At 33.7% G+C, this 24,512-nt stretch carries 23 protein-coding genes; 5 read left to right on the forward strand and 18 right to left on the reverse strand.

All coding sequences use genetic code 11. The features are described 5' to 3' along the window. Positions 1 to 158 precede the first annotated feature (158 nt). The 3 genes from FOL89_RS01515 to FOL89_RS01525 form a co-directional block, all read right to left on the reverse strand. Complete coding sequence (locus FOL89_RS01515) at positions 159 to 449, reverse strand: hypothetical protein (RefSeq protein WP_144281080.1); 291 nt, start codon at positions 447 to 449, stop codon at positions 159 to 161. Positions 450 to 511: 62 nt separating this feature from the next. Beyond that, the gene (locus tag FOL89_RS01520) at positions 512 to 907 is read right to left on the reverse strand and encodes a DUF1801 domain-containing protein (protein WP_144281081.1); all 396 of its coding nucleotides are present in this window, start codon (positions 905 to 907) and stop codon (positions 512 to 514) included. A gap of 2 nt (positions 908 to 909) precedes the next feature. Beyond that, a complete protein-coding gene (locus FOL89_RS01525; RefSeq protein ID WP_144281082.1) occupies positions 910 to 1,560 on the reverse strand; it encodes a protein-L-isoaspartate(D-aspartate) O-methyltransferase in 651 nt (216 codons plus the stop codon). 122 nt (positions 1,561 to 1,682) lie between these two features. On the opposite strand from FOL89_RS01525, the gene FOL89_RS01530 reads away from it, so the two are divergent. Further along, entirely contained in the window at positions 1,683 to 2,645 is a 963-nt protein-coding gene (locus tag FOL89_RS01530) for a Gfo/Idh/MocA family protein (protein ID WP_144281083.1), read from the forward strand. Positions 2,646 to 2,761: 116 nt separating this feature from the next. Here the strand turns inward: FOL89_RS01530 and tpiA are convergent, their stop codons facing one another. The 4 genes from tpiA to FOL89_RS01550 form a co-directional block, all read right to left on the reverse strand. Further along, positions 2,762 to 3,520 (reverse strand): triose-phosphate isomerase, encoded by a 759-nt coding sequence (tpiA, locus tag FOL89_RS01535; protein WP_144281084.1) that lies wholly within the window; start codon positions 3,518 to 3,520, stop codon positions 2,762 to 2,764. Positions 3,521 to 3,655: 135 nt separating this feature from the next. Next, entirely contained in the window at positions 3,656 to 4,006 is a 351-nt protein-coding gene (locus tag FOL89_RS01540) for a TerB family tellurite resistance protein (RefSeq protein ID WP_144281085.1), read from the reverse strand. A 57-nt stretch (positions 4,007 to 4,063) separates the two neighbouring features. Continuing rightward, entirely contained in the window at positions 4,064 to 5,173 is a 1,110-nt protein-coding gene (locus FOL89_RS01545; RefSeq protein WP_144281086.1) for a BT_3928 family protein, read from the reverse strand. A gap of 3 nt (positions 5,174 to 5,176) precedes the next feature. Next, entirely contained in the window at positions 5,177 to 5,743 is a 567-nt protein-coding gene (locus tag FOL89_RS01550) for a DUF1599 domain-containing protein (protein ID WP_144281087.1), read from the reverse strand. Between the two features lie 332 nt (positions 5,744 to 6,075). On the opposite strand from FOL89_RS01550, the gene folP reads away from it, so the two are divergent. Next, a complete protein-coding gene (gene folP, locus FOL89_RS01555; protein WP_228444841.1) occupies positions 6,076 to 6,936 on the forward strand; it encodes a dihydropteroate synthase in 861 nt (286 codons plus the stop codon). Positions 6,937 to 6,993: 57 nt separating this feature from the next. After that, complete coding sequence (locus FOL89_RS01560) at positions 6,994 to 7,350, forward strand: helix-turn-helix transcriptional regulator (protein ID WP_144281088.1); 357 nt, start codon at positions 6,994 to 6,996, stop codon at positions 7,348 to 7,350. Positions 7,351 to 7,617: 267 nt separating this feature from the next. Here FOL89_RS01560 and FOL89_RS01565 read toward each other — a convergent pair whose 3' ends face one another. The 5 genes from FOL89_RS01565 to FOL89_RS01585 form a co-directional block, all read right to left on the reverse strand. Further along, complete coding sequence (locus tag FOL89_RS01565) at positions 7,618 to 7,809, reverse strand: hypothetical protein (protein ID WP_144281089.1); 192 nt, start codon at positions 7,807 to 7,809, stop codon at positions 7,618 to 7,620. A gap of 740 nt (positions 7,810 to 8,549) precedes the next feature. Next, positions 8,550 to 11,000, reverse strand: a complete 2,451-nt coding sequence (locus FOL89_RS01570; protein WP_144281090.1) for a DUF5686 family protein — start codon at positions 10,998 to 11,000, stop codon at positions 8,550 to 8,552. A 101-nt stretch (positions 11,001 to 11,101) separates the two neighbouring features. Next, positions 11,102 to 11,338: a hypothetical protein gene (locus tag FOL89_RS01575; RefSeq protein ID WP_144281091.1), complete on the reverse strand. Its 237-nt coding sequence runs from the start codon at positions 11,336 to 11,338 to the stop codon at positions 11,102 to 11,104. Between the two features lie 87 nt (positions 11,339 to 11,425). Beyond that, a complete protein-coding gene (locus tag FOL89_RS01580) occupies positions 11,426 to 13,831 on the reverse strand; it encodes a hypothetical protein (protein ID WP_144281092.1) in 2,406 nt (801 codons plus the stop codon). A gap of 212 nt (positions 13,832 to 14,043) precedes the next feature. Then, positions 14,044 to 16,527, reverse strand: coding sequence for a DUF5686 family protein (locus FOL89_RS01585; protein WP_144281093.1), 2,484 nt, complete (start codon positions 16,525 to 16,527; stop codon positions 14,044 to 14,046). Positions 16,528 to 16,798: 271 nt separating this feature from the next. Between FOL89_RS01585 and FOL89_RS01590 the strand changes: the two genes are divergently transcribed. Both FOL89_RS01590 and FOL89_RS01595 read left to right on the forward strand, forming a co-directional pair. Further along, positions 16,799 to 17,482, forward strand: a complete 684-nt coding sequence (locus FOL89_RS01590) for a type II restriction-modification system restriction endonuclease (protein WP_144281094.1) — start codon at positions 16,799 to 16,801, stop codon at positions 17,480 to 17,482. After that, complete coding sequence (locus FOL89_RS01595; protein ID WP_144281095.1) at positions 17,479 to 19,248, forward strand: hypothetical protein; 1,770 nt, start codon at positions 17,479 to 17,481, stop codon at positions 19,246 to 19,248. The genes FOL89_RS01590 and FOL89_RS01595 overlap by 4 nt, the downstream gene beginning before the upstream one ends. A gap of 152 nt (positions 19,249 to 19,400) precedes the next feature. On the opposite strand, the gene alaS is transcribed toward FOL89_RS01595, so the two are convergent. The 6 genes from alaS to FOL89_RS01625 form a co-directional block, all read right to left on the reverse strand. Next, entirely contained in the window at positions 19,401 to 22,004 is a 2,604-nt protein-coding gene (gene alaS / locus FOL89_RS01600) for an alanine--tRNA ligase (protein ID WP_144281096.1), read from the reverse strand. 101 nt (positions 22,005 to 22,105) lie between these two features. After that, entirely contained in the window at positions 22,106 to 22,618 is a 513-nt protein-coding gene (locus FOL89_RS01605) for a nitroreductase family protein (RefSeq protein ID WP_144281097.1), read from the reverse strand. A 65-nt stretch (positions 22,619 to 22,683) separates the two neighbouring features. Next, positions 22,684 to 23,133 (reverse strand): GreA/GreB family elongation factor, encoded by a 450-nt coding sequence (locus FOL89_RS01610; RefSeq protein WP_144281098.1) that lies wholly within the window; start codon positions 23,131 to 23,133, stop codon positions 22,684 to 22,686. Positions 23,134 to 23,218: 85 nt separating this feature from the next. Continuing rightward, complete coding sequence (locus FOL89_RS01615) at positions 23,219 to 23,428, reverse strand: hypothetical protein (RefSeq protein ID WP_144281099.1); 210 nt, start codon at positions 23,426 to 23,428, stop codon at positions 23,219 to 23,221. Positions 23,429 to 23,559: 131 nt separating this feature from the next. Next, positions 23,560 to 24,093, reverse strand: a complete 534-nt coding sequence (locus tag FOL89_RS01620; RefSeq protein WP_228444842.1) for an SRPBCC family protein — start codon at positions 24,091 to 24,093, stop codon at positions 23,560 to 23,562. 11 nt (positions 24,094 to 24,104) lie between these two features. Beyond that, positions 24,105 to 24,461, reverse strand: coding sequence for a nuclear transport factor 2 family protein (locus FOL89_RS01625; RefSeq protein ID WP_144281100.1), 357 nt, complete (start codon positions 24,459 to 24,461; stop codon positions 24,105 to 24,107). Positions 24,462 to 24,512 lie beyond the last annotated feature (51 nt).

Genomic DNA, 24,512 nt, shown 5'->3' on the forward strand with positions numbered 1-24,512 from the left:
TTCAATTGTAAATTTCAAATAATTAATATATAATTTATGTCCTTCTGCAATGGCGACAGAGAAGATACTTGGTAGTAACGAATGTGGGCAATATTTTTATTTCTAAGTTACTTTTTATACAAAGTTTTCATTTTTTAAACAAGTTCCACGATAAAATTTTATATTACATCTTCGTTGATCTCTTCGTGATCATCTTCATTGTCACTTCTGCTATAAAATTTGTTTTCTTCATCGGGAATATGACTTGTGATCTGTTCAAAATTATCATCATCTTCCGCTCCCGGAACATCCAATCCGTAAGGCATTTCATCATTTACATGATTTGGATTGGTAATAGGATTTCCGTTTCCATCTAAAGGAATATGCTTTTCTCTGTTGAAAATATCTTCTCCGGGATTATAATCCATTTCCTTTAGTTTTCTGTCTTGTTCGTTGGTGTTGTCTTCCATAATGTTATTTTTTTTGGTATAAAACTATGAAGACAAAAATGATTCCAATTACACAGAAGCTTTTATTTTAAGCGAATTAATTCTCCTTTCCTTTTGACTAAATTTTTATAATCCCACTGAATTTCTTTCGATTTCTGAAGCCAGCGCAAAAGGTCATCTTTATTAATCTCATTCAAATGGCTGTAAAATAGTGATGCATCCTGAAATTTATTTCCTTCTATATTCAATTGTTCTTCATCAAAAGATTTTCCACTCCAAAACATAAGACGAATTCCATTTTTCTGTTTGCTATAGCCAACAATAGGATTTCCATCTAAAAACCAGACCGGATGCGAATGCCATATTTTACTTTCGGCTTCATGAAGATCATCACCAATTAAATCCGCAAGAAAACAGCAAATGTCTTTATCTGAATTTTGTTGATTTTCGTTATATTGATTAATTTCAGGATTTATCATCGCTACTGATTCGTATTATTGAGCATCGGAACAAATTTATAAGCTCCGAATTCTTCTTTTTCAATTTCTGTTGGGGAGATTTTGGTAAATCTGTACAAAACCTGTTCATCTGTTGGTCCGAGAGGAATGACCATTTTACCGCCCACTTTTAGTTGTTTTAAAAGTTCTGTAGGTAAAACCGAAGCTCCGCAGGTCACAATAATTTTATCAAACGGAGCAAAAGTTGGAAGACCAGCAAAACCATCTCCGAAATTCTGAAACTTTGGATAAAAATTCATTTCACGAAGTTTATTTTTAGAAAAATCAAACAAATCTTTTTGTCTTTCTACGGTATAAACTAAAGCTCCCATGGCAATTAAAACTGCTGTTTGATAACCGCAACCTGTCCCGATTTCCAAGATTTTTTCTCCAGGTTTAAGCTGTAGAAGTTCAGACTGTTCTGCTACTGTTGAAGGATGAGAGATCGTCTGGTGTGCCAAAATAGGAAAAGCGCGATCTTCGTATGCGAAATCTTCAAAAATACTTTCGATAAAAAGATGCCTCGGAACAGCATTCATTGCAGCAAGAACATTTTCATCAGAAATCTCGATTTTCCGTCTGAGATATTCAATCAAATTCTTTCTTTTACCCTTGTGTACAAATGAATCTACCATATCACAAAAATAAGAAATTTTGTTATTTGTTGATAGATGTTAGCGGATGGTTTTTAAATTTCTGTCAACTGTCAACCGACAACCGACAACAAATTATTATATTTACAAAAATTTGAAAAGCTATGTTAAAAGCAGGTTTGGTAGGCGCCGGACATTTAGGAAAAATACATTTACGACTTCTGAAAGAGTCTACAGAATATCAACTGATCGGATTTCACGATAAGGATGCAGAAAACGGAAGGAAGCTGGAAACTGAGCTTGGCTACAAATATTTTGAAAATTTTGATGATCTTCTGAATGAAATTGAAATGCTGGATATCGTAACACCAACAATCTATCATTACGATTACGCATTAAAAGCTATCGAAAAAGGTCTTCATTTTTTTATCGAAAAACCGGTTACACAAACTTTGGAGCAGGCACAGGAAATTGTGTCTCTTTGCAGGAAAAATGCTATCAAAGCTCAGGTTGGACATGTTGAAAGATACAATCCTGCGTTTATTGGTGCAAAAGATTACATTCAGAATCCGATGTTTATTGAAATTCACCGTCTTGCTGAATTTAATCCGCGCGGCACCGATGTTTCTGTGGTTTTGGATCTCATGATTCACGATTTGGATATTTTGCTGAGTGTGGTAAAATCTCCTGTGAAAAACATTCACGCAAGCGGTGTATGTGTAGTGAGCAAAACACCTGATATTGCCAATGCAAGAATTGAATTTGAAAACGGTTGCGTTGCCAATCTTACTACTTCCCGAATTTCTATGAAAGCCATGAGAAAAAGCCGTTTCTTTCAAAAAGACGCTTATATTTCTGTTGATTTCTTAGAAAAAAAATCTGAAGTAATCCGCATGAAAGAAGCACCCGAAAATCCTACTCCATTTGATATGATTATTGAAAATGCAGAAGGTGAAAAAAATCAGATTTTATTTGAATATCCAAACATTCAGCCTAATAATGCTATTTTGGACGAATTGAATTCTTTTGCTAAAGCTATTACTGAAAATAAAAATGTAGAAGTTTCTCTGGAAGACGGAACCGAGGCTCTGAAAGTAGCTCTTGAAGTGATGAAACTGATCAGTTAATTATATGTGAGAGCAGCATTATATAAAACAGAGTAAATTACATCAAACAAAAGAATTGCGAATAAAGCAAAGAAAACTTTTCCATCTTTTGTCTGATGCAATTTTTTATTTTAGGATTAATTAAAAGCCTCAATAATTTTAGAGAAATCTTCAAATTTGAGAGCAGCCCCGCCAATAAGACCACCGTCAATATCGGGTTGAGAGAAAATTTCTTTAGCATTATCCGGTTTTACAGAGCCTCCGTAGAGAATAGAAATCTCTTCAGCAACTTCCGGTCCGTATTTTTCAGCAATACTATTTCTGATGTGTGCATGGATTTCCTGTGCCTGTTCCGGAGTTGCCGTTTCGCCTGTACCGATTGCCCAAACCGGTTCATAAGCAATCACCACTTTTTTGATTTCTTCTGCTGAAAGGGTGAAAAGTGCAGTTTCGGTCTGGGTTTTCACTACATCAAAATGCTGTCCAGCTTTTCTTTGCTCTAAAGTTTCCCCATTGCAGTAAACAGGAATTAAACCTTTATCTAAAGCCAATTTTACTTTTTTATTGCAGCTTTCATCTGTTTCAGAATGATATTGTCTTCTTTCAGAATGTCCGATCAAAGAGCCGGTTGCATCAATAGATTCAAGCATATCTGCAGAAATTTCGCCTGTGTAAGCTCCACTTTCATATTCGCTCATGTCTTGGGAAAAAACTCCGATTTCGTCTTTTTCAAAAATATCTTTTGCCATCATCAGGTACAAGGAAGGTGGTGCAATCCAAACTTCACAATTGGTAGCATTGTTATTTTTATAACTTAATAATTGCATCATCAATTGTTGAGCATCAATGATATTTTTGTTCATTTTCCAGTTTCCTGCAACTATTTTTCTTCTCATAGTTTATTTTATTGTTGTTTTTAAATAACTAATCTTTTTACGATTATCCGCTTTTAATCATATTGAAATTTTTTTACGCAAAAGTTTGCAAAGATTTTCATTATCATTTATTGCGAATATTGAAAAATCTTTTTTTTAATCTAATTTCCAAAGATTTTTCAGGAGTTTATAGAAAGTATGTTCCTCCTCGGTTACTATCTCATCCGCTTTTATTAAAGATTTGGCAAACTCAGCAAATTTAATGCGTTCTTGTTGTGTAGAATCTTCCAGAAAGCAGCGTGCGTGAAACTCAAAGTGATCTTTCCATTCTTCAGGCTGAAGCAAGGCGATAACTTCAAGTTCATTATCCAAATTCATTTTAAACGGAAATTCATCAGCGAGATAACGCTGAACCATCATTCCTTCTTCCGGTGCAAATTCTCCGTCTACAGAAGAAAGAATCATTAATAAGTGATACCCTGCTATTGATTTATTTGATTTATGCATTGTTTTTATTTAGTTTAATGTTCTATTTTATATTTTTCAAGCGATAAAAAAACTGCTTTAGTCTACGTAATTTTTTGCAGGTTGCTTGTCAACAATTTTACCGTTTTCCAAAGTTAGCACAAACGGATTGCTTCTGGCAATAGTTTTTATGGCCGTACCATCCATCATCGTGTTTTTAATCGTTTTGAAGGTATTAGGATCGGTAGAAACTCCGTAAACCATACTGGCTTTCTGAGATTTTACCTTTGTTTCTACTTTATTCAAAAGCTCAGTAGAAACCTCTTTTGGATGATAAGAAAAAACAAGAATTGCTTTTGGAGCATTGATGATTTCCTGCGTCAAATCTATTCCTGTAGGATCTTCAATTTTAAATTTCGCTATTTCAGATTTGTAACCTTCTTTTACCAAAACCGATTCGTTTTTTCCTTCTTCTATTTTCCATGGTGTACCATCTTCCCAATACTTAGATTCTTTCACATAATCATCCTGATTTACTCTGATTATTTCATTTGTTTTCGTGTTTTTCATCGAATAAAAAGTTTTGTAGACCGATTGGTTCTTACTTATTTTTTCTTTTTCAGCTTTTAAATCGGTTCCTACTTTGTAATCTCTGAAGTCAATAATTGGTTCGTTAATAATTCCCTGAGCCATTATAAAAACCATCATTCCGGTAATACCAAAAAACACGGATTTTAACTTATTATTTTTAGGCTTTTCGCTGTAAGCGCCATATGAATCTTTTTTTACGAAATCTTTTCTATACAAAATAAATAAAATGATCAAACCAACTAAAAGGACAATATCTTTTATAAAGCTTTCCCACGGCGTAAATTTTATGGCATCACCAAAACATCCGCAATCGGTTACTACGTTATAATAGGCTGAATAAAAGGTGAGAAATCCGAAGAAAATACACAAGGCAATCAATGCAGAGAGTGTAAATCTGAGCTTCATTTTCAGCAAAAGCATAAAGCCTAGAAAAAGCTCTAAAACCACTACAATTACGGAGAAAACAAGTGCAAATTTTTCCAGAAAAGGCATATTGAAAACAGATGGTGAAAAATATTCTACCATTTTGAAAGAAAAACCAACCAAATCAACTGCTTTTACAAATCCCGAAAGAATGAAGATAACAGCAATAATAAAGCGTAGTAAATTTTTTATCATTTTTTAAATTGTTTTAGGTTCAGATTTTTGTGTCTTTTCTGAAAATTTAATCAGGCAGAAAACCGCATAATTCAGCATATCAAAGTAATTGGCATCCAGACCTTCAGAAACCAGGGTTTTTCCTTGATTATCCTCTATCTGCTTGGTTCTTAAAACTTTTTGATAAATTAAATCTGTAATAGAAGAAATTCGCATATCACGCCACGCCTCACCGTAGTCGTGATTCTTCTTTTCCATTAAAGACTGAGCCTCAAAAGCATACTTGTCGTAAAGTTGTAAAATTTCTTCTTTATTTTCATTAAAATCATCCGAAAGTCCTTTTTCAAGCTGAATAAGTCCGATGATGGAATAATTGACAATTGCGACAAATTCTCCTTCCTCGCTTTCATCAATCATTTTCACATCCGTCATCTGTAAAGTACGGATTCTATTGACTTTAATATAAATCTGGTCAGTAATTGAACTTGGGCGCAAAACCCTCCATGCCGCACCATAATCCTGAAGTTTTTTACTGAATAAATCTCTGCATTCCGAGATAATTTCACCAAACTGTTCTGAAGTTTTTGACATACATTTCCTTAATCTTTCAAAGATACAAAATTTTGTTTTCAAGACAGGAGATTAGGTTATAGAGTTAGATCATTTAAAAATTTGATAGCCTAAGTATTTGGAGTTTTAAAATTCCCCTTCTTTGGAAATCGAGGGACGAGATTCGCCGAACAAAAAATCAATTAATAATATTGAGGCACTGGTGGCGAAAATTTCAGGGAAATTTTTGACGGGGTGGTATAAAATTAATCTTTAAATTAAAATTAATTCATTTAAAAATATCAAAAGAATAAATCCGGGTTGAGAGGTAACCTTATTTAGCTTAATTTTGCTTAATAAAATCATCTGAACTGATGTCTCATAATAATCATTCTTTTTTACCTTCCAATTTTCATTCAATTAACTGCAATGGAAAACTGGTGGATTTGAGCTCCCCAAAAATCATGGGAATTCTTAATCTTACTCCTGATTCGTTTTCAGATGGCGGTAAATTTAATAATGAAACATCTGCTTTGCTGCACGCCGAAAAATTATTGAAAGAAGGCGCTGAAATTATTGATATTGGCGCACAATCTACCAGACCAAAAGCAGAATTTCTTACCAGCAATGAAGAAATAAAAAGAATCGGGAAAGTGATTTCTGAAATAAATAAAAAGTTTCCGGAAGCTGTAATCTCTTTGGACACTTTTTATGCTGAGACTGTACGTTTTGGTTATGATGAAGGGATAGATCTCGTGAATGATATTTCCGGCGGACAGTTTGACGAAAATATGCTGGATGCTGTCTCCGAAACCCAACTTCCCTATATACTGATGCATGTAAATCCTACTTATGAAACGATGCACGAAAAAATTATTTTTGATGATATTGTATTAACTATCAATCTATATTTCACCAAAAAAATTCAGGGATTACTGGAAAGAGGCATCAAAGACATTATTCTGGATCCCGGCTTCGGCTTCGGAAAAAAAGTTGAAGACCAGATGAAAATGATAGATGAAACACCGTTTTTTGGTTTCGGACAGTTTCCTTTGCTTGTTGGCATTTCGAGAAAATCTTTCATTTATAAACCATTGGGGAAATCCGCTTTAGACATCAATGAAGAAACTCAAAAACTTCATCTAAAAGTTTTAAAACAAGGTGCAAAAATTTTACGAGTTCACGATGTAGCGGAAGCGAAAAAAACGGTTGATGCGTTTTTGAAAAACAGATAATTTTTGAAAAAATTTTAAGTTTAATAAAATAACCATAAATTTACTTAAATAATACATATGAGCATAGGAACAAATCTTAGAAAAATGAGAGTTAAAAAGAAACTTTCCCAACAAGAAGTTGCGGATCGTTTAGAAATAGACCGTGTTACCTACATCAATTGGGAAAATGAAACTTCTGATGTGAAATCCCAATACATCCCAAAAATTGCAGAAATTTTTGATGTAGAAATACAGGATCTTTTTAATTCTGATCAAAAAATCCAAGTAACAAACAATATAGACAACAAAGATAAAACAGGTACGGGCGGAGTAGGTGTTCAAAAAGGAAAAATAATCATTAATCTAATAATTACTGACGAAAATTCTGCAGTAAAACTGAGTGAACAATTAGAAAAGATAATCAATAAAGAGTAATACCACTAAAAGCCTTACAAAATTTGTAAGGCTTATTTTTTATTAATTTGAATGTCTTATTTCCTATCAGTCAAATTCTTTAAGATAATTGCAAGAGGACCAACTATAGGAAAAATAATCAGGATAATTACAGGAATAAAACCTGATTTATTTCTTACTAAAAAATATACTGCGGACAAATACAAAACTAATAATGTAAATGTTGCTAATAATATTATATTGGGTGTAATTACAGAAAAGTGTTTCATATTTTATTGATTAGTTTAATTATCCTGTACAACAGAAAGCCTGTGAAACATAATATACATGAGCAAAATTACTTTTTTCCGGACTTCCTAAACTCCAACAATGAGAATGGCTACTATACTCGCCCCACATATCTTCCCATAGATTATGTATAAAATTAGCATTGGCTGCCGATTGATTAAGACCAATTCCGACTGAGTAATAAGTATTCATGAATGAACATCCTGCTCCAGAACTACTATACTCTTCTTGATGATCATTTTGAACCGTTTCAAAATTTGTTTTATTATCACCATCACTAAATTCTCCAAAAAATAACAATAAATAAAAAAGATTTTCATCATTATTAATTCTTTCAGCAGTAATATTTTCAAGCGCACCATTATAACTTGGAGTTTCAATATAAAATTGATTTGCTACGGAATAAATCTGATAAGATTGATCATTTTTGAAGCTTAATGTATTATCCGAATATTCAAATTCAAATTTAGATAAATTTACAAATTTATCTTGTATTTTAAAAGTTCGAAAAGTTTTTAAATAGAAATAGTTTCCATTTTTTTCAATTTCTTTGACACCTAGATTAATAATAGTTTTTGATAAAAGTTTTGTGCTTTCATTGATTCTCGAAAAATCATCTTTTGCTACTTGCCTTTTATTAAGCGAAGAATTGTGAACAATTTCATTTTTTGAAACTATATTATCTGTTACAGTTTCATCATTACTACAATTAATTAAAAAACTTAATAAGCATACTGTTCCTGTAGTAAATAAATACTTTAGTTTGTTTTTGTTTTTTTCATCAAATGAATTTTATTTTGTTAAACATTACAAACTTATGGTATATTTATTAAATATAGTATATAGAAAACACAACAAAATTAGTAAAATTTATACAACAATATGTTATAAAAAGAAATGTCAAAACTAATGTCTAAATTTATTGCTGTCAATTAAAAGCCCAGTAACTTCAGTTTAAACTGAATGGCAAAATTATCTTTAAATTTGGCTGTGTTGTAATGTCCTACTCTGTAGAAAAAACCAAGATTGAACTGTGTTGACAGAAAATTATTCCACTCAAGTCCCACTTCATTGTAAAGATGATCTAGTTTTTTAAAGTCAAATTGATGAAATTCAGGATTTTTCATATCTCCTATAGTTCCGCGATAGATAAAATCGAAACTTGAAACATTTTTGCCAAAACTTTTAAAGTACCAAGGTAATCTGTGAGTGAGATAAGCCCCCACAAACTTATCATTGTAATATTTACCGCCTTCCATTGTGGCAAAACCAAGATAGGAAGTCAGATTGAAATTGAATGAGCTGTTGGCTTTTCCTAATCCGTTCATTGTAAAATTTTTCCATAACGGCGCATCTCCAAACACAATTCCTCCATAAGCCCGCAATCCTGTAGTTCCTAATTTGGTTTTAAAATTGTGTACAAAAAGCGCATCTAGCCTGCTGAAATTAAAATCTCCTTCTAATGATCTGAATCCCTGCTCATAATTAAAATAAAACTCAGGAAGATTTTGCTCATAAGTATATTTACCATTGGGAGTCATGATATTTTTTGAATTGGGAGAATATTTCAGGGTGATAATAGATGATGTAACATTAAATTCATTTCCCAAACCTTTATAATTATAATCAAACTTAGCCTCTTCTTTCGCTTTTCTGGCGGCGATATTCAGGGTCAATCCGTTGGTAAGATCATTTTCATAGCTTAGTTTAAAGCCTTCATAGCCGTGAAATATTCCGTTATTCAGGGCAACACCGGAATTCATGATTCTCATTCTGAAATTCCACAAATTTTCTGAGAAACGTCCCGCAGCCATTACATCATTGAAATATTCTGCACGAAAAAAAGAATTTTTTTCAGTGGTAGTGCGGATATCAACTCCTGCTCCGAACTTAAATTTTTTGTCATAAATACCGTAAGCAAAATAAGCATCCGGAGAAATATATCTGCTGAATTTTTCGTTCAGCTTCAAGCCTGCACCCAAACGGAAATGCTCATATTTGTTATACCCGATAATTTTTGCAAGATCAAAATCTACCATTCCCAGTCTGATTTTCCCCTTCAGCAATCCTGTTAATGCTTTGGCTTTCTGATCAAGTTTGTATCTGCTGCTCAGACTGTCGATTTTCAGGTATGTTGTCTCTTCTCTTTTGGTTAAAGTTTCTGTTCTATATTGATTGATAATATTCCCATCGGAGCTTTCGACTTCCATAGAATAGCCTTTGAAATCCTGAGCTTTCTCTTCGATAGGAGTTTTAAAATCAAAATAATCTGCCGTTACAAAAGCATACGTTCCAAACTGGCTTCTGGTCTGTTTTTCAGCTTCCTTTTCTTCTTTTGTCTTATTTTCGGACTCTTCGGTATTGGCAAACGAAGCCGCACCTAATTTAATTTTGTAATTTTCTTTTACCAGAAACCATTTATTATTGATGGGTTTCCAGATACTGGTGATGCTTCCTTCACTTTTAATTTTACTGTTGCTTTCAATTTTTTTAAGTGCATACGTATCTTTATCCACATATAGGTAGCCATTGAATTTTCTTTTATTCATCGGCTGTTTATAATTGACTTCACGGAAACGGATCACATAATTTTCACGACCGTCAATCTCAATAGAATCTGTAAGATAATAGCGGTAAAGATTTCTGTTTTCTTCTTTTATTTCTTTCGGAATATGATTTCTGTTGGAACGAAAAGCCATTAATTCATAGATCGGTTCTTTCAGACCGGCAATCTTGTTATCCAAAACAATGGTTTTTTCGCCGTATTTTTTTGAATATAAATTTTCCAGAGCTCTTTCCCAAAGAAACATTTTACTTTCGCCCATCAGTTTCATCAGACCGACCGATTGCAGAGAATCTTTTTCTTCCTGCTTTTTCATGGGTTGCTGAGGTAGCTTTTTTAACGAATCTATCCGGTTGGCAATATAATTACTGTATGCCTTGATGCTGTCTTCGTCAAAATCCAGAGATATTTTCTCATACGATTTATAAGAGTATGAATCTAAACTTTGCGGGGAATTTTCTTTATAATTATCATTAATTTTCCTTAGAATTTCCAATGCTCTCGGATCACTTTTGTCCTGAAGAACCACTGTCTGAATTTCTCGGGTTTTTACATCGGTTCTGGTCATAAAAACTTCCATCACCTTATCTACCACTACATCGTCCTGATAAAACCCGGGTGCAGAAACTTCTACTTTCTTACATTTTGTTTTGAAAATTAAAATTCCAGACTGATCGGTTTTCCCAATCCATTGATCATTACATTTCACCACTGCTCCTGACACCACATTCTCATCTATTGAACTTTTTACCACAATTTTAGACTGCGAAAAAACGACACTGAATAATAACGAAAATAAGATTGTAAAAATGTTTTTCATAGAAACCAGTTTTAATAAGCATAAATATCACACTTACAAAGGTTTCTTCTCACAAAAAAAGTGCCGCAAATGATACTGGTTTTATCAGGAATTGCCAACAACTAGTTGAAACGTGCCATCTTATCGGCAAACTGTTTAGAAAACTCTTTTCTGTCTTCTTCCAGTTTTTCTGCATTTGCTGGAAGTATATAATTGAAAAGAATTTTATCCTCGGCATCCAGAAAAATGATTTCTTTTTCTTCGCCATCAATCATTTGAGCAAATACAGACCACATTGAAGTATCTTTAAGTCTTAGTAATTCAAAAAACTGTTCGGCTTTTATTTCTATTTTTTTCATGATTTAATTTTAATTTATAGATTTATTTTATAACCACCCCGTTAAAAATTCTTAGAATTTTTGCCACCCCTCCACGAGAGGAGAATTTTAAAACTCCAGAAGTTTCAATTTAAACTGCACAGCAAAGTTCTGTTTAAAATTATTGGTTGTATAATATCCCACCCGGTAAAAAAAACCGAGGTTGAAGTACGAAGATAAAAAATTACTCCATTCCAGACCTACTTCCTGATAAAGATGATCCAGCTTTCTGAATCTGAAATCATGATATTCCGGATGTTTCATGTCACCAATGGTTCCGCGGATCACAAAATCAAAACTGGATACATTCTGCCCTATACTTTTAAAATACCATGGAATTTTGTGGGTCAGATAATAGGCAATAAAACGGTCATTATAAAATTTCCCGCCTTCTAATGTTGCAAAACCTAAGTACGAGGTAAGATTAAAATTAATATCACGGCTCGGAGAAGCCAATCCGTTCATCGTAAAATGCTTCCATATAGGTGCTTCACCAAAAACTGCGCCTCCATATAGCCGCAATCCCGTTTTTCCCAGCCTGGTTTTGAAATTGTGGGCAAAAAGGGCATCAAAACGAGTATAATTGAAATCTCCACCCAAAACATTTATGCTTTGCTCATAATTAAAATACAACTCGGGATAATTCTGGTCAATTAAAGATTTTCCCTGTGGTGTCATAATATTGGTGGAGTTGGGAGAATATTTAAGAGTAACCAGTGTATTGAAATTTTCAAAAGCATTACCTCTTCCTCTGAAATCATAGTCAAACTGAGCCGCTTCAAAATTTCTTCGGGCAGCAAAAGCCAATGTCAAACCATTATTAATATCATTCAGATAAGATAAAGAAACCCCTTTATAACGATAAAATTTATCATTATTGATATTGTTTCCGTAATTCATCATCCTCATTCTGAATGTCCAAAGTCTGCGGTAAAATTCACCTGAAGAATTGACATCATCATAATACTCAATCCTGAAAAAGTTATTTTTTTCCAGCGAAGCTTTCATATCAAGACCAATTCCGTACTTCCATCGGTCATCTTTGAAGCCATAGGCAAAATAATAGTCCGGGGAAAAATAAGGGTTAAAATTTTCATTAAGCTTACCCTTCAAACCTACTCTGAAACCTTCGGATAAATTGTAATTTACTATTTCACCAATATCAAAATCAAAGCTTCCTACACGAACCTGACCGTTGATTAAACCGGTCAAAACGCGGGCTTTTCTGTCGATATTATATATTTTTCCTAAACTGTCGATGGTTGTATACGTATTCTCTTCTCTCAGAGAAAGTGGTTCCTGGCGGTAAAGATGCAAGGTATGACCTGAAGTATTTTTCACAGAAAAAGTATATCCTTTAAAATCTAAAGGATTTTCTTCAATAGGAGAAGTGTAATCGAAATACTTTGAACTCAGAAATGCATACGTTCCGAAATTCCTCTTCTCTTCTTTGTTTTCTTCGTTATTGGTGTATTCCTGCCCCAGTTTCAAACGGCTGAGCCTGAGTTTTACATTTTCTTCTGCCAAAAACCATTTTCCATTGAAGTACGTCCAGCTGCTGGTAATATAACCTTCATTTTTTTCTTTACTGGTGCTTTCAATTTTTCTTATTCCGAAAGTTTCTGCATCTATATAAATAGCTCCGCTGAATTTCCTCCCTTTCATCGGCTTCTTGTAATTGGCTTCTCTGAATCTGATCACCAGATTTTTCCGTCCGTCAATCTGAATGCTGTCTGTGAGAAAAAAGCGGTACAAACCACGGTTTTCCTGTTTGATCTGTTCCGGAATCTTATTCCTGTTGCTTTGCAATGCGATCAGCTCGTAAATGGGCTGTTTCAGACCTGAAATTTTATTATCCAGAATATTGATCTTTTCGCCATATTCTTTTGAATAAATAAATTCTTGAGCTCTTTCCCAGAGGAAAAGTTTGCTTTGGGAAAGAATTTTCTTTGATGACAAATCACTGATAGAATCGCCGTTTTTATTTTTTCTGAAAAAACTGAGATTTCTGCTGAATATATTTCTGTAGGCTGCGATACTGTCCTGATCTATATCGAAAGATAATTTTTCGTAAGATTTATAGGCATAAGATTCTAAGCTTTCGGGAGAATTACTCTTGAAAAGCTTTTCTACTTTTCGTAAAATTTCCAGCGCTTCAGGATCGCTTTTATCATGAAGTATCACGGTTTCTATTGCCGTAATTTTGGATGAATTTCTGATCAGAGAAACACTTATTGATTTTTCTACGGCAATATTTTCTGTGTAAAAACCGTTGGCTTTGATTTGTATATCTCTGCATTTTGTCTTAAACTCCAAAAATCCATTAGTATCTGTTTTACCTAAGACTGTATGATTACAAAAAATCTCTGCATCGGCAATCGGAGTATAATCATCTTCATTGAAAACGCTGATTTTTGATTGCGAATAACCAAAAATAAAAATTAACAGAAATATGACAGAGATGTTCTTTTTCATACAATAATGCTTGTCAAAAGTAATGATATTTATATTGTCATAAAAGTTTAAATAAAACTAAGATCCTGTTAAATATCATTAATTTAGTTTTTACAGTTTTCCTGATGTTAAACAAGAATAAACTTTATCTGTCTTCATTTCAACATTCAATTGAATCCTCCGAAAAGCACATATAACAAAAGACAGAAACCTGAGTCTCTGTCTTTTATTATTTAGTTAAGAACATTAAAACGTAGTTTCACTCCAAAATTCTCTTTAAATTCTGATGTCTGATAATGTCCCAAACGGTACGAAAAGCCCACTCCGAAATTTCTTCCTAAAAACCGGTTCCAAATCAGTCCCACTTCCTGATAGTAGTGATCCAGCGGTATAAAATCGAACTGATGATCGCCTCTGTTTTTGAAATCTCCGATAGCCGACTGATATTCCAGTTCAATATTAGAATATCTTTTTCCTAATGTTCTGAATCTGAAAGGAAGATATTGGGAAACTTTAAACGCTACAAATTTATCGGCAAAGAAAGTTCCTGAAGGCATGGTGGCAAATCCTAAATTGGATGGGGTACTGATGCTTGAATACCAATGATCTAAACCTCTTTCGGTTTGTCCCGCAATTTCAAAGTTTTTCCAGATCGGAGCTGTTCCTGAAGAAATTCCTCCGAAAAGTTTAAGGTTGGTATATCCTAATTTAGTCCTGAACTGATGAACGATTAACGCATCAATTTTCTGATAATCCAGATCGCCGCCTAAAGCATTATATCCTTTTTCAAAATTTACATAAAACTGCGGAAATCTTTTTTCATACGTATATTTTCCGCTTGGCGTCATGATGTTTTTATCATTCGGAGAATACTTGAAAGATAGGGTAGTGCTTACATTGTCGAAACTGTTGCCTAAATCTCTGTACTGATAATCAAATAACGCTTTCTGTTTTTCTTTATTCACCCCAATTCTCATACTGAGTGAATTGGAAATATCATACAGATAAGACGCTCCCCATTTCTGGTTTCTGTAAAAATTGGCGTTGTGAAGATCCAGATTGACATCCGAAAGTTTCATCATCATATCCCACATAGTATTGCTGAATCTGCCTGCTGCAAAAACATCATCCAAATAATCTATTCTGAAAACCGAAGTTCTTTTCTGGGAGAGTTTTACATCAAGCCCCAAACCGTATTTCCAACGGTGATCTTTAAACCCGTATCCGAAATATCCGTCCGGAGAAAATGTTTTGCTGAATTTCTCATTTAGTTTTACTCCTGCCCCCAAACGCAGCCCTTGATATTTATCGTAGCTGAAAAGTTTAGTCAGATCAAAATCAATCATTTTATAGCGGAGATTTCCGCGCACCAGCTGAGTTAAAAATCCTAACTTTTTCTCAAACTCATGTTTTTCTACAAAATGATCTATGTTGGTATAGGTTGCGGATTCTCTTGCGGTAAGACTGTCGGTTCTGTATTGCTGCAAAAGACTGCCGTCAGAATTTTTCATTTCCAGCGAATATCCTTTAAATTCGGAAGCTTTTTGCTCGGGATTAATTTCGTAATCAAAAAACCGGTTTTTGACGTAAAGATAATTTCCGAATGTCTTTTGATGGTATTTTTTTCTGTCGCTTAGATACTGACCTTTCTTTAAAGTATCGGTTTTTACGCTGTCTTTTTTGGAAATATTAAAAGTCTGGTCACCCATTTTTACTTTCATATCTTCATACGCAAGAAACCATTTGTTGTTAATCGGTTTCCATACTGAAACGATATTTCCCTCATTGATTTTCTTACTGGTGCTTTCAAATTTTTTGAGCGCAAAAGTCTGAGTGTCAATATAGATTTTCCCGTTAAATTTTCTCGGGTTCTGCCTTTTTTTGTCGGTAATTTCTTTGAATTTGATCACGAAAGTATCTCGTCCGTCAATCTGGATCGTGTCTGTGACATAAAAATTAAACAGCTTTCTGTTTTCGGGTCTCAGCTGTCTCGGCGTTCTGTTGAGATTAGAAATATTGATTGCCAAAGCTTCATAGATCGGATTTTTAAACCCTGACATCCTGTTGTCTATGATATTCGTTTTATCACCAAACTTTTGAGAATATTTATATTCGGTCGCTTTTTCCCATAAAAACATCTGACTGTCTTTAGCCGCATTCAGAAAATCTTCCCCGATCAAAGAATCTTTTTCTTCATTTTTCTTTTTAAACTCCTGCTTCTTTTCAACTTTTGAAAGGGAATCTTTTCGGCTGACAAGGAAATTTTTAAAAATATCTACAGAATCTTTATCTACATCAATAGAAAATTTGGTGTACGATTTAAACTGATAAGAATCTAATGATTTGGGAGAATTTTCTTTTTCTCTTTTATTGAATTCGTCCAGAATTTTCAGTGCTTTGGGATCGCTTTTATCAGCAATGATAATTTTGTCGATATTGCTCATCTTTTCAGACGAAGGTTTGAGCATCACTTCTATGTTCTTTTTTACATCGGCTGTTGCGTCTTCAAAATTATTGGCTAAAATTTCAACCTTTTTGCATTTGGTTTTAAAGTTCATAATACCTTCGTAATTGGTTTTGCCCAGAAGCTCATCATCACAATAAACGGCTGCATTTTCTACCGGCTTTTTATCATTTTTGCTGATTACTTTAATCTTACTCTGACCAAAGATTACTATACCCAACAATAAAAATAATGGAGATAAAAGTTTTGTCATATAGTTTTTATTAATGAGACAAAACTATCAAATAGAAACTTACAAACCGCAACATAAAATATAAACTTTTGTTAAATATAAAATCTACTGTCTATCAATTGAATACCGTTTATTTTTGCATTATTCAATTCCCGAATGATTGATAAATTAAATTTTATTTAAGAGATTTTAAGGGTTTGTGGAGATTTTTCTTTTATATAAGCAAGCATTAGCTTGAGTAAATAAATTTATAATTTTGTTTTTTAGAAAATCAAAATTGTAAATTTACAGGATGGAACAAAAAGAGAAATTAACGATAGAAAAATTAATAGAGGAAGCTCAATTATTTTGTGTGGAACAATCTAAATTCCAGCACAAAGAACTTTATGGTGTAACAGACGGAAAAGCAGTAGGAACACTTATTGAACATAAATTTCAATCACACTTAAATGAAAAGTACGAAGTTTTAGTTGGTTCTTCTGCGAGAGGAATAGACTTGCCTTCAGACGACATTCAAACAGACATAAAAGTCACTTCTATAAAACAACCGCAATCATCTTGCCCTTTCAAAGATGCTAAACAAAAAATTTTTGGACTTGGTTACAATCTTCTTGTTTTTGTTTACGACAAAACAGACGACCCTACAACACAAACGGCAATTTTAAATTTTGTAAGTTGCTCATTTGTACATAAAGAGCGTACAGCGGATTATACAACAACTTTCCGATTACGTGAAATGGTAAAAGATGGTGCAAATGAAGCTGATATTATGGCTTATTTGCAAGATAAAAATATTCCTACGGATGAAATTACATTAGCAAAAGTTGCTGAACAGATTTTACAAACACCACCCGAACAAGGGTATTTGACAATTTCTAATGCTTTACAATGGCGACTACAATATCAACGAATTGTTGCCTTGGCAGACGATATTCAAGGAATTGAAAAAATTATAAGTTACAATAAACCACAATGATGAAAGTATTTGAAGCAAATATCACTCATGAAGTTTCGGATTATTTAAATGATAATCTTAAAAATGTTGTGACTATTGAAAAGGCTAATCAAAAAATTTATAAAGCCTTCGGCCTTATAAATTTTTTTGATAATGAGGAAGATTTGCAAATACTCAAAGAAACTATTTCAATTTCTCAAAATATTGTTTCAGAACCTGACAGAGGCGAATATGGCGACTTTCAAACCAATACAGATTTAGCGGATAAAGTTGCTCTTCATCTGACAACAAAAAATGTTTCGCCAGAAATTGTCATTGAGCCAACTTGTGGAAAAGGCAATTTTATTGTTGCTTCATTGAAACATTTCGATAGTGTTAAAAAAGCTTTTGGTATTGAGATTTACAAACCTTATGTTTGGGAAAGTAAATTCAATATCATTGATTTTTACCTAAATAGCCCAACCGAAAACAAGCCCGAAATTTTAATCATTCACAGTAGCGTTTTTGACTTTAATTTTAAAACTATTGCCAAAGAAAATGGCACAAAAGAGATTTTAGTTATTGGTAATCCACCTTGGGTAACAAATTCAAAATTAGGGAGTTTAAATTCATCTAATCTACCTAAAAAAACGAATTTCAAAAACCACAATGGATTAGATGCAATAACAGGAAAAGGTAATTTTGACATTGCAGAATACATTACTTTGATGATGATTGAAAGCTTTCAACATCATAAAGGAAATATTGCTTTGTTGGTTAAAAGCACAGTTATTAAAAATATTGTCTTTGACCAATTTTCAAAAAAATATAAGATATCTGAAATTGAGAAACATTGTATTGACAGTAAAAAAGAGTTTAATGTTTCTGTTGAAGCATCTTTATTTCATTGCAAATTAAATTCTAGTCCGTCTTTAAACTGTGCTGAGTTCGATTTTTACAATAATTCAAAAAAGAAACTGAATTTTGGTTGGTTGTCTGATAAATTTGTGTCAAACATTGAAACCTATACCAATGCTGAACAAATTGACGGAAAATGTCAGTTTGAGTGGCGACAAGGCATAAAACACGATTGTTCTTCCATTATGGAATTAGACAAAGTTAATGGACATTTTGTAAACGGGCTAAAAGAAGAAATTAAATTAGAACATGATTTGATTTATGGTATTTTAAAAAGTTCAGACTTAAAAAATACAATAATAAAAGAAACGAGAAAACACACGATTATTACGCAGAAAAAAGTTGGGCAAGAAACCAATTACATAAAATACGATTTCCCGAAAACTTATCATTATTTAAGCAAGCATCAGCATTTTTTTAATGCGAGAAAATCGAGTATTTATAATAACAAACCGCCTTTTTCCATTTTTGGTGTTGGTGATTATTCGTTTAAACCTTACAAAATTGCTATTTCTGGACTTTATAAAACATTTCATTTCACACTTGTTTTACCACAGAATGAGAAACCCGTAATGCTTGATGACACCTGCTATATGTTAGGTTTTGACAAGTTGGAGTTTGCTATTTATTCCCTGATCCTTTTAAACTATGAAAAGACAAGGCAATTTCTGCAATCTATAACTTTTACGGATGCAAAAAGAACTTTTACCAAAGAAGTTCTAATGCGTATTGACCTTTTAAAATTGGCCCAAACTATTGAGAAATCTGCATTACAAAAAAACCTAAATTATGTAAACGAAACTTACAAACTCAAAGCAAATCTAGACTTATGGTCTGATTTTATAAACGAAATGAACCTAAATAAAAGCGGACAAATGGAATTATTTTAAATAATAACAAGGGTTTGCAAAATTTGGATTGGAGAGCTTCTATGAAGTATTTGTAAAAAGATTCAAAAACAATATTACTATTTGATAATTGCGAACAAAAATCCCTTCCAAAAACTGAAAGGGATTATATATAAATTTCTTACCAACTTCTCCTACAAAGTCAACGCTTTCTGATACGCATTTTCCAGACCCTCAAGATTTTTTCCGCCTGCCGTTGCGAAGCCCGGATTTCCGCCGCCACCGCCTTGTATTTCTTTGGCTAAATCTTTTACAATCGTTCCGGCTTGGTAATTCGCAGCCAAATCATCGGAAACGCCCACCGTAATCATCGGTTTTCCGTCTGCATCAGAAAGAATAACGGTAACCGAAGTCGGGATCTCTCTTTTCAGCTGGAAGACAATATCTTTTACCGAAGCGGCATCCAAAGAGGTTTTCTTTACCAGAAGCTGTTTGTCACCTTTCTGTTCGTAAGCATTTTTCCAGTCGCCGATTTCGCCTTTTGCTTTCTCTTTTTTGAAGGCTTCTACTTCAGATTTTAATGAAGTGTTTTCTTCGATCAATTTCTCGATAGATTTAATAATTTCTTTAGATTTTAATAACTGAGAAAGCTCGGTGATCTGTTTTTCTAAGTTTTTGAAATATTCAGCGGATTTGTCTCCTGAAATGGCTTCAATTCTTCGGATTCCGGCTGCTGCAGAACTTTCTGAAACAATTTTGAAATGACCAATTTCACTGGTATTTTTTACGTGCGTTCCTCCGCACAATTCCATTGAAGTTCCGAACTGAATCATTCTTACATTGTCGCCGTATTTTTCGCCAAACAAAGCCATTGCGCCTCTGTCCAAAGCTTCCTGAATTGGGATATTTCTGAACTCCTGCAACGCAATACTTTCCTTGATTTTCGCATTCACTTTATCTTCAACCAGCTTCAATTCTTCCTCCGTCATTTTGCTGAAATGGGAGAAGTCGAAACGAAGATAATCCGGTCCGACATAAGAACCTTTCTGTTCCACGTGAGTTCCTAAAACGTCTCTCAAAGCTTCGTGTAATAAATGCGTTACTGAATGGTTTGACTGAGAATTTTTTCTTTCAGCTGCATTGACTTTAGCATAAAAAACAGCACCTGCATCTTTCGGAAGTCCGTTGATTAAAGAAATAATCAATCCGTTTTCCTTTTTGGTTTCCAAAACCTCAAAGCTTTCAACTGCATTTTCAAGAACGCCTTTATCACCGATTTGTCCACCACCTTCAGGATAAAAAGGCGACTCACTCAGCACGACCTGATAAAATTCTCCGTCTTTATTTTCAACTTTTCTGTATCGTGTGATATAGGTTTCAGACTCCGTTTTGTCGTAACCCACAAAGTTTTCCGGTTTTTCTTCCAAAGTTACCCAGTCGTAGACTTTCTGAGCCGAATCTGCTTTTGAACGTTGTTTTTGTTCGTTCAAAGCCTGCTCAAATCCAGCTTCATCAATCGTTAAACCTTTTTCCTCAGCAATAATTCTCGTTAAATCATCGGGAAAACCATACGTATCATACAATTCGAAAACTTCTTCGGTTGGCAATACTTTTTTACCATCAGCAATGGTCTGCTGAATCAGTTTCTCCACTCTGATTAAACCAGTTTCAATGGTTCTTAGAAACGATTCCTCCTCACTTTTAATCACTTCCGTAACCAAAGTTCCCTGCTTTTCCAATTCAGGGAAAAATTTGCCCATTTGTTCCTGAAGAACAGCCACCAATTGATAAAGGAAAGGTTCCTTTCTGTCTAAGAACCTATAAGCGTAAGAAATTCCTCTTCTTAAAATTCTTCTGATCACGTAACCTGCTCCTCCGTTAGAAGGCAACTGCCCGTCTGCAATCGCAAAAGAAACAGCTCTGATATGGTCAACGACAACACGAATGGCAATGTCTTTTTCATCGGTTAAAATTCCGGTATATTTTTTTCCTGAAAGTTCCTCAACTTTAGCAATCAAAGGGGTAAAAACATCCGTATCGTAATTGGATTCTTTCTGTTGTAACGCCATACAAAGACGCTCAAATCCCATTCCGGTATCGATGTGTTTTGCAGGAAGATTCTCCAGCGAACCGTCTGCTTTTCTGTTGAACTGCATAAAAACGAGATTCCATATTTCTACAACCTGAGGGTGATCATTATTCACCAATTCAAGTCCTGAAATTTTCGCTTTTTCTTCCTCACTTCTCAGATCAACATGGATTTCTGAGCAGGGTCCACAAGGTCCGCTTGCGCCCATTTCCCAGAAATTATCCTTCTTATTTCCGTTAATAATTCTGTCTTCAGAAATGTGTGCTTTCCAGAAATTATAGGCTTCATGATCACGCTCCAGCTTCTCTTTTTCGTCTCCTTCAAAGATGGTGACATAAAGGTTTTCCTTCGGAATTTTATAAACTTCCGTCAATAATTCCCAAGCCCAGTCAATCGCTTCTTTTTTGAAATAATCACCAAAAGACCAGTTCCCCAACATCTCAAACATGGTATGGTGGTAAGTATCACGACCCACATCATCCAGATCATTATGCTTTCCGGAAACTCTCAGACATTTCTGCGTATCGGCAATTCTTGAGGCTTTAGGCTCTTTATATCCTAAAAAATAATCTTTAAATTGCGTCATTCCCGAATTTGAAAACATCAGTGTAGGATCATCTTTCAGCACGATGGGCGCAGAAGGAACGATCAGGTGTTCCTTGCTCTTGAAAAAATCTAAAAATTGCTGTCTTATTTCTTGTGAAGTCATAGTTAGGGCTTTTAGCTAGTAATTTTCAGCTGTTTACTTTTGGTTGGCAAATTTAATATTTTTAAGATGATTTGTCACAAAATATTATGTGTTGAGATGAATTAATCTAAGTTTCCCATATAGAAAAGCCCAAGACATTTTTGGTTTTCTTCAATTATTAAAGATTCTTTCAAGTGGTCAACGAGCTTTGGCGAACTCCAATAGCATCCGACTTGATGGACTGTACAGGTAAGATACATATTCTGAACTGCCATGGAAACAGCGGCAATCTCTTCCCATTCCGGAACCATTCCGCTGAAATTGACAACGATGGAAACAATGGCATCAGCTTTATTAATTTTAAAGCCTATGTCATTGTATTTTTTTTCTAAAAAAAGCTGTTCGGGCTGCGTTATTTTATAAATCGACTGCATTTCCAAAGCAAGTTTTGCTTTTTCTTCTCCCTGGAATATTTTGAAACGCCAGGGTTTGGTACGCTTATGATTGGGAGCTAATGTTGCTGAATATAAAATCTCATCGAGAATTTCCTTTGAAATGGCTGTATCTGAGTAATCTTTCGGAAAAATGCTTCTTCTTTGCTCTATGATTTCTTTTAAAACTTCTGCTTTATTCATTTAACAAAAATAGCGAAAATGCTAAAGTTAGAATGTTAGATATTGAAGTTTATTAAAAATTTACTTTACAAAACCTCAATAATTTTCTGATGGATTTTATTTAAGGTAAATTCGTCACCGGATTTCATTCCCATCATTTTCTTTGCCATCGGACTTTCGGAAGAAATCGCATAAAACCTGTCTCCTTCAAAGAAAAACTCTCCTAAAGAAACAGAAATATAAAACCTTGCTTTATTGGTAATCACCAAAGATCCCAACTGAACTCTTTCTGTGGAATTGTTCAGAACTTTAGCCATATTTCTTTTAAGATCATTTAAAGCTCCTAACTGACGCTGCATCTGATAAATCTCTTCCTGCATCTCTTCGCGCATGCTGTCGTATTTCGGAGTTTTTTTAATATCGCGACTTGCTTCCTGAGTAAATTCTATAAAATTTTTAAGTTTTTCTATTTTTTCGGCAATGACGTTTTTCACATAATTCCTTATGTTATTTTTCTCAAATACGGTCTTCTCCATGTATCGTAATCTTTACATAAAGATAATATTTTTTTAAATAATGAAATCAAAAAACCGCTCCTCTAAAGAAACGGTTTTAAAATTTTTATTTTGGTCTGTTCTGCTCATAATCAAAGACATCAATTTTTTTCTCGTCAGCTTTCTGCCTTTTTTCAAGCTGCTGAACATTTTTATCTATATCACTTTGATTACCCTCCATATAATTTTTATTGGTCTGTTTTCCAAATTTTGATGCACATGATACAAACAAAAAACAAAGAAAAGATGCCATAAACAAAAGATATTGTTTCCTCATTATTTAATTTTTGTTCAAAGATATATTTTATGCTGTCACACGCTAAAAGTTTAACTAAAAATTATAAATTTTAATTATCTTATTCAGATATCTTAACAAAAAAAATGTGATAATCAAAAGTTTCTTTGATGTTATTTCTCAGAAACCTGCTTCAATTTCTGCAAACCTTCACCGTAAGATTTTCCCATTTGGTAATCCATCATCGGTCTCATTATTTTCATCCAGGTTTCCTGTTCTGTATCCATTGTCCAAGTTACTTTCGTTCCGTTTCCCTCGGAAGACAACATAATTTCTGAAGTTGCCTGTCCCGCAAAAGGTCTTTGGAAAATCATTTCTGTTTTCTGCTTTTGATTTTCAACCAACTCTTTTATTTCCTGACAACCTGCTCCTGCGTCATCATTTTTACTATCCCAACAGTATCTATCCCCAATTTGTCCTTCATTTCCCGAATACACAATTTTCATATTCGGATCCAGCTTCATCCACGGATTCCAATGATTGAATGCCCTCATGGAACTGATCTGCTGCCATACTTTTTCTTTGGGTGCATTAATAGTCGTCGATTTTTCATAATGATAAATTTTGCCGAAAGCCAGCATTGCAATGATCGCATAAACAATTAATAGAAGAATTATAATTCCGATAAATTTTAAAATTGTCTTCATGTTTTTATTATTTAAGTTTTATTTTTTGGCATTAAGTAAGAAACCAGTTTTTTAATCAGTCCGTTTTCCATTTCAAAAACATCACAAAAATCGGCATTCAAAATGTCACCGTTTTTGAAACTAGCAATTACATTTCCCTCCGTAATTACGACATTGTTTTCTTCTGTCATTCTGAAAACAGTAATTTTGGGTTTTCCGGTAAAATTTTCATTTTCTATTTCTTTATCAAATTCATTTTTACCATAATGCAGATAAACTCCGGGCATTTCCCAAATGACATCTTCGGTAAGACAGCTTAAAATCTGCTCGTGATTGATTTCCTGAAAGGCATCCATGTACTTTTGGATCGTTTTTTTATTTTGAGACATTTCTTTTTATTTAAAATCAAAATTAGACATTAAGAAAAAATTTAATCTTTT

This window comes from Chryseobacterium echinoideorum (assembly GCF_007474535.1).
Taxonomy (GTDB): Bacteria; Bacteroidota; Bacteroidia; order Flavobacteriales; family Weeksellaceae; genus Chryseobacterium; species Chryseobacterium echinoideorum.

Excerpts from the sequence above, each read along its gene's own strand:
- FOL89_RS01515 (WP_144281080.1), bottom strand. The coding sequence starts at position 449 with ATGGAAGACAACACCAACGAACAAGACAGAAAACTAAAGGAAATGGAT.
- FOL89_RS01520 (WP_144281081.1), bottom strand. The coding sequence starts at position 907 with ATGATAAATCCTGAAATTAATCAATATAACGAAAATCAACAAAATTCA.
- FOL89_RS01525 (WP_144281082.1), bottom strand. The coding sequence starts at position 1,560 with ATGGTAGATTCATTTGTACACAAGGGTAAAAGAAAGAATTTGATTGAA.
- FOL89_RS01530 (WP_144281083.1), top strand. The coding sequence starts at position 1,683 with ATGTTAAAAGCAGGTTTGGTAGGCGCCGGACATTTAGGAAAAATACAT.
- tpiA (WP_144281084.1), bottom strand. The coding sequence starts at position 3,520 with ATGAGAAGAAAAATAGTTGCAGGAAACTGGAAAATGAACAAAAATATC.
- FOL89_RS01540 (WP_144281085.1), bottom strand. The coding sequence starts at position 4,006 with ATGCATAAATCAAATAAATCAATAGCAGGGTATCACTTATTAATGATT.
- FOL89_RS01545 (WP_144281086.1), bottom strand. The coding sequence starts at position 5,173 with ATGATAAAAAATTTACTACGCTTTATTATTGCTGTTATCTTCATTCTT.
- FOL89_RS01550 (WP_144281087.1), bottom strand. The coding sequence starts at position 5,743 with ATGTCAAAAACTTCAGAACAGTTTGGTGAAATTATCTCGGAATGCAGA.
- folP (WP_228444841.1), top strand. The coding sequence starts at position 6,076 with ATGTCTCATAATAATCATTCTTTTTTACCTTCCAATTTTCATTCAATT.
- FOL89_RS01560 (WP_144281088.1), top strand. The coding sequence starts at position 6,994 with ATGAGCATAGGAACAAATCTTAGAAAAATGAGAGTTAAAAAGAAACTT.
- FOL89_RS01565 (WP_144281089.1), bottom strand. The coding sequence starts at position 7,809 with ATGAATACTTATTACTCAGTCGGAATTGGTCTTAATCAATCGGCAGCC.
- FOL89_RS01570 (WP_144281090.1), bottom strand. The coding sequence starts at position 11,000 with ATGAAAAACATTTTTACAATCTTATTTTCGTTATTATTCAGTGTCGTT.
- FOL89_RS01575 (WP_144281091.1), bottom strand. The coding sequence starts at position 11,338 with ATGAAAAAAATAGAAATAAAAGCCGAACAGTTTTTTGAATTACTAAGA.
- FOL89_RS01580 (WP_144281092.1), bottom strand. The coding sequence starts at position 13,831 with ATGAAAAAGAACATCTCTGTCATATTTCTGTTAATTTTTATTTTTGGT.
- FOL89_RS01585 (WP_144281093.1), bottom strand. The coding sequence starts at position 16,527 with ATGACAAAACTTTTATCTCCATTATTTTTATTGTTGGGTATAGTAATC.
- FOL89_RS01590 (WP_144281094.1), top strand. The coding sequence starts at position 16,799 with ATGGAACAAAAAGAGAAATTAACGATAGAAAAATTAATAGAGGAAGCT.
- FOL89_RS01595 (WP_144281095.1), top strand. The coding sequence starts at position 17,479 with ATGATGAAAGTATTTGAAGCAAATATCACTCATGAAGTTTCGGATTAT.
- alaS (WP_144281096.1), bottom strand. The coding sequence starts at position 22,004 with ATGACTTCACAAGAAATAAGACAGCAATTTTTAGATTTTTTCAAGAGC.
- FOL89_RS01605 (WP_144281097.1), bottom strand. The coding sequence starts at position 22,618 with ATGAATAAAGCAGAAGTTTTAAAAGAAATCATAGAGCAAAGAAGAAGC.
- FOL89_RS01610 (WP_144281098.1), bottom strand. The coding sequence starts at position 23,133 with ATGGAGAAGACCGTATTTGAGAAAAATAACATAAGGAATTATGTGAAA.
- FOL89_RS01615 (WP_144281099.1), bottom strand. The coding sequence starts at position 23,428 with ATGAGGAAACAATATCTTTTGTTTATGGCATCTTTTCTTTGTTTTTTG.
- FOL89_RS01620 (WP_228444842.1), bottom strand. The coding sequence starts at position 24,093 with ATGAAGACAATTTTAAAATTTATCGGAATTATAATTCTTCTATTAATT.
- FOL89_RS01625 (WP_144281100.1), bottom strand. The coding sequence starts at position 24,461 with ATGTCTCAAAATAAAAAAACGATCCAAAAGTACATGGATGCCTTTCAG.